A 7,334-nucleotide genomic window follows, 5' to 3' on the forward strand; every position below is an offset into this window, starting at 1 on the left:
GGCGATGGCAATCGAGGTGTTGTGCGTGGCCCGGCAGGTCTCAGCCACCTTGCCGACGAATCCTTCCAACGGTTCGAGCGGCATCATGATGCCGACCGGCGCGATACGCATCGCCGCACCATTGGTGTCGCCGCTGCGCCCCGCTTCCTCAGCCGGCATACCATTGTTGATGGCGTCGATGGCGCGTTTGGTCGATGGCCCCAAAAGGTCATAGCTGCCACGCGCCTTAACCTCGCGTTCCCAGTCGAGCAGCGCATTGACCCAGCGCGCGTGGTCGAAACGGTCGCCGGATTCGACCAGGATGCGGCCGAGCAGCAACGCCTGCTCGGTATCGTCGGTGATGGTGCCGGCGGCCAATCCCTTCGACACCGGATGATCCGGGAAAGGCTCGATGAAATCCTCAACATGGCCGTAGAGTTCGGCAATGCGAACCGGCGACAAAAGCTGCGTCGGCATGCCGAGCGCATCGCCCAGCGCTCCGCCGACAAGCGCCCCCATGGCGCGGTCAATAGCCTTGCTGGTCGCATCCGACATCGCTCAGAACCTCATATGCAGCGCAAAATGCGCCGGATTGAGCAGGCTGGTGACGTACTCGATCGGCCGGTCGTCGGCGGCGCGCGTCAGCCGGCGGCCACGCAGGAAAGGCGTGCCTTGCGGGCAGCCGAGGATGGCCGCATCCTCGGCATTGAGCATCTCGATCTCGACCCATTCCTCGCCATGGTCGGGAATGAGGCCGGCGACGCGCAGCGTCTGGTGCAGCGAGCCCTCGCGCAATCCGCGCAACGGTACGTCCTCGAGCTCGGAGGACAATGGCAACCGGCTGCGCTCGATGGAGATCGCATGGCCGTCGCTGGCGTTGGTGCGCACCCGGTCGACGGCGATGAAGAACGGGCTTTCGATGCCAAGCAGCGCAGCCAGATCGGGGTCTTCGATGACCTCCAGCCGCAGCGTCCGCGTCTCGGCATTGGCGCCGGCATCGGCCAGCGCGCGCGACCAGCCGATCGAGTCGTCGACCGGCTTGCCGTCGAAGGTGACGAACGAGCCGATACCAACCTTGGTCGTGATCAGCCCGCGGCTGGACAGTTCCTCGAGGCCTTTGCGGACCGTATTGCGGCTAACGGAGAAGCGCTGGACGAGTTCGTTCTCGCTTTGAAGGCGGTCGCCGAAACCGAGGACGCCGGAACGGATCTCATGTTCGAGGACGGTGGCGATCTGCTCGGGCTTGCCCGTGCCGGGAGACAGTTGAACCGCGCGCCGCTTCATAAGGGTACCTGTTCAATGAACCTGTATAATCCTGTTCAATACCGAGGCCCGGATGCTATGTCAACAGATGCCGAAGACTGACCAACAGGCAGCGAAATGTGCGGGATAACCGTGCAGGGCGTGCCGAGAGGCAGGTCAATAGCCCTGAAAAGCCGGTCGGCGATCGCCAAAAAGGGGCATACATCAAGGGGATGGAGCCAGATCCTGATTCAATTTCACCAGGGACAGGCTACGGGATCGACACCTCACGCGGTTCGACGAGGATGTCCGCCTCGATAGCGGCGTTGATGAACGCCGCTCTTGCCGCCGAGACTTCTTTCTTTCCCTCGAGCACGGCCAGACAGGCCTTGCGGGCAACCATATGCTTTTGCCCGGTCGCAACCGGCCAGCGGTTCAGCAGGATGTCGGCAGCCTGAGCGACCCGCTCCACGTTGAAGATCGAGTTTCGCGATCGGCCGAGCGCAATCCTGACCGGCTCATCGAAACGCTGATCTTGCACGATGCCACTCCCCAAAGTCGGCATTCATCGATTCGCGGCCTTCAACCCCGAGCAATGTGATAGGTTCTGCGCCAAAGGTGCAAGATGTCCGATTCCAGTGGCCAGAAAAATCCCAGGCTGATCGTCGTGGTCGCGTTCGATCGCGGTGAGGATGGCGAGTTGTTCCCAGCCTTTGGACCCGCCGACCAGCAGAGCGAGGATCGCGCCATACGCACCGCCAGGGCTCTGACGGCAAAGCATTCCGGCGTCATCGCCTGGAGCCGTGAGGCCGATCCGACGCTGGGCGAATATGGTCCGCCGAACACGCTCTTCGTCAGCGGTGACGTGCCTGACATGGAGTAGTCGACTGGCGCCAGCATCTGAACGCCTCGCCCATAGGGTTTGATGCGAGCCGGTTTTGCCTCGCCAGCAAGCAAAAGCCCGCTACGGTGAACCGGAGCGGGCCTTGGAGGAGGACAAGGGGTGGGACCCTCTCCTCTTGTTTCCACGGGGGGGTGTGGACCGCAATGACCATACGAAAGTTTTGCAGAGTGCAGGATCACAAGCCGGCTTGCCTGCATCACAATCCGGTGCACGCCGACATTGGGGCGCTCACGAGATTGCGATCAGTTGGCGATAACCCGGCTAGATGCACCCGAGTACGACAAGCACGATGACGATGAGCAGCACGAGCCCAAGGCCGCCGCCGCCATAGGAGCCGGCGCCGTAGGATTGAACCTCGCAGCTGCGATGTTCAAAAGACGAGCGCTCCAAAGGCCTACCGTTCCGCGATTGTGGCGGGCATCGCGCGGAAGAAGTCACGCCAGCAACAGAAACGGCCATCCTGGTGACGGCAACCAGAATTTAATTCCGGCACGCCTGTGGACCGCAGAAAGCCCACCAGCGTGGCGGGCTTTCCGATCGGCCGGAGATGGCGAGAAGCCGATTGCAGAAGCAATTACGCGAGGTAGTGAGTTTCAGCTTCACAGAGAGAGAATACTGAAATTGAAGTGTGGTATATATATCTCAAAATTTCTGAAATAAACGCCAGTAAAAGTCGCAATATTAGCTTGCACAAACAATGCGCAGGTCTATTGACGATCGAACGTTGCCAGTGTGGTTGCAGACCGAACGATTCTGCGCGCCGGGGCGCCTGTCAAACGACGCCGTAGAACAGCCTGTAGTGGACGCGCTTCATATAGTCCCGATACTCCGGCGTGACGGCCAGCAGCGCCTCTTCACGCAGGATGCGGTGCACCTGGAAGAAGGTGATCACCGCGTAGACGGCTAGATTGTAGAAGGAAAAGGCCGACAGCAGGAACAAGAGATGGCCGGCAAGATAGCCGGCATAGATCGGATGCCGCACCAGACGGTAGGCACCGCCTGTCATCACGCCGCGATTGCCCGGCAGAATGGCGAAAGAACGCCCCAGCGATATCTTTCCCCAGATTACGAACCCCAACGCCAGGGCCTGCAGCGGCGCCGCAACATGGACCGGGATGATGGCCACGCCCGGCTCCAGGTCGATGAAACCGACACCGAAGCTGGCGATCACGGAGACAACCACCGTGAGCGGGTTCCAGTCGCGAACCTTCGGCCGACGCGACAGAAGCAGCCAGGTAAAGGTCAGGATCTCGGAAATTGCCACCAGCGCCACATTGATGCGCGTCGGGTCGAGCATCAGGTGATACACGCCGCGGTAGACGAACATGCCCGCGAAGGCCAGCGCGCAGATCCGAAAGAAACCTTCCCGCAAATCCACCAGGATCTCACGCTTTCGGGCTGCGGACAGAATCCTGCCGTCACTGACGTGCGAAAGCGCCTCGCTTTTTGATATGAGCAATGCAGACACCCCAATGATCCCTCAGGGCGACCTTTGCACGCAACCATTGCCGGGCAGTTAATCAACAAGATCAGATCGGTATTAAACTGGCTGTCGGGGAGCCAGGGCGCCACTTCCAGACGACCTGCTCCACGCGGTCGCCAAGAAAGACTGGCGACCCATGTCATTTGGTTTTGCCAGACTAGCTCAGATAGTCGTTGCGGAAATAGCTCCCGAAATCCGGACGTCGAGCAACCAGCTTGCCGTCGGAATCGCGCAAAATGCCGGAGGCGAAGAGATAGTCGCCAATCGCTTCCATCTTGGCCGGATCCATCGTCCCGATGGCCCCGCTTTGGCTGCGTAGATAATGGCCGTCGATCAATGCCTTCAGCGAGGCGTGGATCAGCGCCGGATTGGTCAAGGCATCCTTGTTTGCAGCGATCAGCAGGGTTGCCGCATCGTCGGGGTGGTCGACAGCGAACTGGTAGCCGCGTCGCGTCGCCTGAACGAAGTCGGCCGCAGGCTTGGGATTGGCCTGGAGATAGGCTTCGCTCGAAGAGATCAGCGTCGTGTGCTCATCAGGCACGCCATAATCGGCATAGACGAAGCTGCGCTGCTTGACGCCCCTGAGTTCGGCTTCGACACCCTCCCAGGTCGAGACTTCGAGCGTGAAATCGACCGACCCATTGGCCAGCGCCTCATAGGCTGAGGTGCCGAGCGTCACCGTCTCGAAATTGCCCTTGCCGCCGTCGTGGCGAATGATGGTCGATATCAGCGCGTTTTCCCAGGCACTGCCGAAGCCGCCATAGATCAAGCCGTCGAGGCTTCTTGGGCTTTTGATCTCGTTGCGTGCCGCATTGAAGACCACGCGGCCTGTTTCGGATTGCACCACCGCATAGACGCCCTTCAGATCCGCCCCGGCGGTTCTCTGGGTGAACAGGCTGATGGTGCCGTTGATGCCGAAATCGGCGACGCGGTTTGCGACCAGCGTGCCCGCACCGGTATCGCTGTAGGGCAGGATGTCGACCTCGAGCCCGGCTTCGCGATAAAACCCTTTGTCGCGGGCGACGAACAGTCCGATGTGGTTGGTATTGACCGTCCAGTCGAGGGCGACGGTGACCTTTTGTGCCGCCGATTGTGCTCGAGCCCGACCCGTCCCGGCAATCAAGGGAAGGCCGGTGGCAAGGGTCAGCAACAAGGCCTGCCGGCGCGTCAAGTCAGTCATGATCGTGTCCTTTGGATGGATTGGGGTTGAGGATGATGTCGAGGATTTCGGCCTCGAGCGCGCTTGCCTGGCGCGCGGCATCGCCGCCAAGGCTGCGCGGGCGCGGCAACGGCACCCTGATTTCACGCACGATGCGGGCCGGGCGCGCCGACAGCACATAGATGCGGTCGGACAGGAACACGGCTTCGCGCACGTCATGGGTGATCAAGAGCGCCGTCCAGCGATGATGCCGCCACATCTGTTCGAGCCAGCGCTGCATGGCGGTGCGGGTCAGCGCATCGAGCGCGCCGAACGGCTCGTCGAGCAGGAGCATGTCGCGCTCCTGCACCACGGTGCGCAGCAAGGCCGCGCGCTGGCGCATGCCGCCGGACAGCTGCGCGGGAAAATGCCGCTCGAAGCCGGCAAGCCCGAATTCGGCAAACAACGGCGCAACGCGCGCCCGCGCCGCCTGTCTCCTCATACCTTGCACTTCGAGCCCGAGCGTCGTGTTGTCGAGGATGCGCCGCCATGGCATCAGCGCGTCGCGCTGCGGCATGAAGGCGAAGTGCCTGCCGTGGTCGTCGAGCCGCGCGCCGTCGAACAACATCTCGCCCTCGCCATGCTCGGCGCCGGTCAGAAGCTGGAACAGCGTCGACTTGCCGGCACCCGAGGGTCCAAGGATCGAGACGAACTCACCAGCGCCGACGCTGAGCGAAATATCGGCCAGCACGTCGAGCCCACCGAACGCCTTGTGCACATGCCGCAGTTCGAGCCGGCTCATCGCCAGGCCCCCTTCCCGGCAGTTTCCCTGTCGGCTCGCTCCCAGGGCATGGCAAGGCGCTGCAGCAACACGGTCAACCCGAACAGGACAAGGGTCAGCGCCGCGCTGACACCGACGGCGGCAAGAACCAGATCAGGACGGAAATTGTTTTTGGCGTTGAGCATGTAGATGCCCAGACCCTTCGCGGCACCGGCATATTCAGCGAAGATGGCGCCGACCACCGCATAGGTGATGGAGATCCTCAACCCGGCAAAGAAGTAAGGCAGCGCCGAAGGCAGCCGCGCCAGCAGGAAGATGCGCCAGCGCCCTGCCCCCATGGCGCGCAGCATTTGCCCGATCTCGGCCTCGGTCGCCTCATAGCCTTCGACCAATGCAACCAGCATCGGAAAAAAGGTGACCAGCGCCACCAGCATGATCTTGGGCGCCAGCCCGAAGCCGAACCACAGCACCACCAGCGGCGCGACCGCCACCAGCGGCAAGGTCTGGCTGACGATGAAGACGGGAAACAACGCACGCCGCAGCGGCTGGAAGAAGTCGACCAGCATCGACAGCACGAAGGCGGCGCTGAGCGAACAGGCAAAGCCAAGAAGCGTGGCACGGATGGTCGGAACGGCATTGTCGGCCAGCGCCTCGCGATTGAGCATCGCTTGCTCGAAGACGCGTGACGGCGCCGGCAGTATCGTGGCCCTGATGCCGGAATAGGTGGCATAAAGCTCCCACGCCAGCAGGAGCAAACCGGCCGAGATCATGGCCGGCATTGCCTTGACGAGAAAGCTCGCGATCGGGCGCGAAGCGACTGATGATGAGACCACGGGAGATAACCTTTGACGGCCGCGAGAGCGGCGCGGCTTCAGACGGCCGACGGGCTGTTGGCCGAGACCGTGACGTCGAGGGTTACGTGGCCAGCGCCTGGTCCGAAACGGCAGAAAGCCTCGTCCAGCGCCGAAAAGATCGCACCGGCATCACCGCGCAGTTTCGTGCAGAAATGTTTGGAGCGCTCATAGACGCCGGACTGCTTGAGAAAGTCTATGCAGCCGTAGATCTCGTCCATGTGGTCGTCTGTGCCCATCACATAGAGCGAGAACTGCGCCGCCGCCGGCTGGCCGGTGGCAGCAGCATTGCGCACCGCCGCGATGGCCGCGTCCTTGCGGGGGCCGAGTGGACCGACGGGCCCGCCAAACGCATCGGAGCGGCAGATCGGATCGTCCGGCTCGCCAGGGCAGCCGCGCGAGATGGTGGCCGACAACACGCAATGTTTGCCGCTGCGTGCCGCCGCCACGAAGAGGTCGCGCATGGCAGGAAACAGCACTTCGGGCGGCCCGATCAGCAAGGTCGAGATGTCGTCGGTCTCGATCCTGAGTTTGTCGCGCCAGGGATCGAGCGCACCGAGCGCGCCAAGGATGACACCGACGAAATCGTCGGTCATGGGATATAGGGAAATCTGTGCGCCTGAAAACATCGCCCGCCTCGCTCCGCTGGTATTACCCAGATCAGCTTCTAGGGTCTGTGGGCTTGCCGCCCCCGTCTCAGCCCCGACCGTACGGAGCACCCCTGTGGATGTGCGCCTTAAAGCATCATTCGAGTTGAAGGAAAAGCCGTTTTTTTTATCGCACTGCGCCAAAAGCATTGCGCCAGGGCGGGAGCGGTTGGCTCTGCCGGCGCGAGAATTTATCGGGAACCTTCACCAGGCCGCGAGGTTGTCCCACCAGTCGCTACGCGACGAGTTCACAGACAATGGAGACAAACCATGTTCATGAAAATCCTCGCAGCTTCGGCGCTCACCATT

General features: G+C 62.0%; 10 protein-coding genes and 1 riboswitch. Of the genes, 1 reads left to right on the forward strand and 9 read right to left on the reverse strand.

Going from position 1 to position 7,334, the window contains the following annotated elements:
• The 3 genes from ENZ74_RS15345 to ENZ74_RS15355 form a co-directional block, all read right to left on the reverse strand.
• Positions 1-534 (reverse strand): ADP-ribosylglycohydrolase family protein (locus ENZ74_RS15345; protein WP_206522285.1); only part of this gene is annotated, 534 nt, incomplete at its 3' end.
• A gap of 3 nt (positions 535-537) precedes the next feature.
• Complete coding sequence (locus ENZ74_RS15350) at positions 538-1,263, reverse strand: GntR family transcriptional regulator (RefSeq protein ID WP_013530802.1); 726 nt, start codon at positions 1,261-1,263, stop codon at positions 538-540.
• Between the two features lie 229 nt (positions 1,264-1,492).
• Positions 1,493-1,762 (reverse strand): DUF982 domain-containing protein, encoded by a 270-nt coding sequence (locus tag ENZ74_RS15355; protein WP_013530801.1) that lies wholly within the window; start codon positions 1,760-1,762, stop codon positions 1,493-1,495.
• A gap of 84 nt (positions 1,763-1,846) precedes the next feature.
• Here ENZ74_RS15355 and ENZ74_RS15360 point away from each other — a divergent pair, with 84 nt between their 5' ends.
• Entirely contained in the window at positions 1,847-2,104 is a 258-nt protein-coding gene (locus ENZ74_RS15360; RefSeq protein ID WP_013530800.1) for a hypothetical protein, read from the forward strand.
• Between the two features lie 282 nt (positions 2,105-2,386).
• On the opposite strand, the gene ENZ74_RS15365 is transcribed toward ENZ74_RS15360, so the two are convergent.
• The 6 genes from ENZ74_RS15365 to ENZ74_RS15390 form a co-directional block, all read right to left on the reverse strand.
• Positions 2,387-2,584 (reverse strand): DUF3309 family protein, encoded by a 198-nt coding sequence (locus ENZ74_RS15365; protein WP_082826496.1) that lies wholly within the window; start codon positions 2,582-2,584, stop codon positions 2,387-2,389.
• A 313-nt stretch (positions 2,585-2,897) separates the two neighbouring features.
• Positions 2,898-3,593 carry an isoprenylcysteine carboxylmethyltransferase family protein gene (locus tag ENZ74_RS15370; RefSeq protein ID WP_024501580.1) on the reverse strand — a complete coding sequence of 232 codons (696 nt, stop codon included), beginning with the start codon at positions 3,591-3,593 and terminating at the stop codon, positions 2,898-2,900.
• Between the two features lie 172 nt (positions 3,594-3,765).
• Complete coding sequence (locus tag ENZ74_RS15375) at positions 3,766-4,788, reverse strand: ABC transporter substrate-binding protein (protein WP_063168553.1); 1,023 nt, start codon at positions 4,786-4,788, stop codon at positions 3,766-3,768.
• Complete coding sequence (locus tag ENZ74_RS15380) at positions 4,781-5,548, reverse strand: ABC transporter ATP-binding protein (RefSeq protein WP_063168554.1); 768 nt, start codon at positions 5,546-5,548, stop codon at positions 4,781-4,783. Before ENZ74_RS15380 ends, ENZ74_RS15375 begins: the two co-directional genes overlap by 8 nt.
• The gene (locus ENZ74_RS15385; protein ID WP_244514357.1) at positions 5,545-6,306 is read right to left on the reverse strand and encodes an ABC transporter permease; all 762 of its coding nucleotides are present in this window, start codon (positions 6,304-6,306) and stop codon (positions 5,545-5,547) included. Before ENZ74_RS15385 ends, ENZ74_RS15380 begins: the two co-directional genes overlap by 4 nt.
• 92 nt (positions 6,307-6,398) lie before the next feature.
• Positions 6,399-7,007: a YkoF family thiamine/hydroxymethylpyrimidine-binding protein gene (locus ENZ74_RS15390; protein ID WP_063170276.1), complete on the reverse strand. Its 609-nt coding sequence runs from the start codon at positions 7,005-7,007 to the stop codon at positions 6,399-6,401.
• A riboswitch (TPP riboswitch) is annotated at positions 6,998-7,111 on the reverse strand. (Overlaps the previous gene by 10 nt.)
• Between the last annotated feature and the right edge of the window lie 223 nt (positions 7,112-7,334).

It is taken from the genome of Mesorhizobium sp. M7A.F.Ca.CA.002.15.2.1 (genome assembly GCF_003998715.1).
In the GTDB taxonomy this organism is placed as follows: domain Bacteria; phylum Pseudomonadota; class Alphaproteobacteria; order Rhizobiales; family Rhizobiaceae; genus Mesorhizobium; species Mesorhizobium ciceri.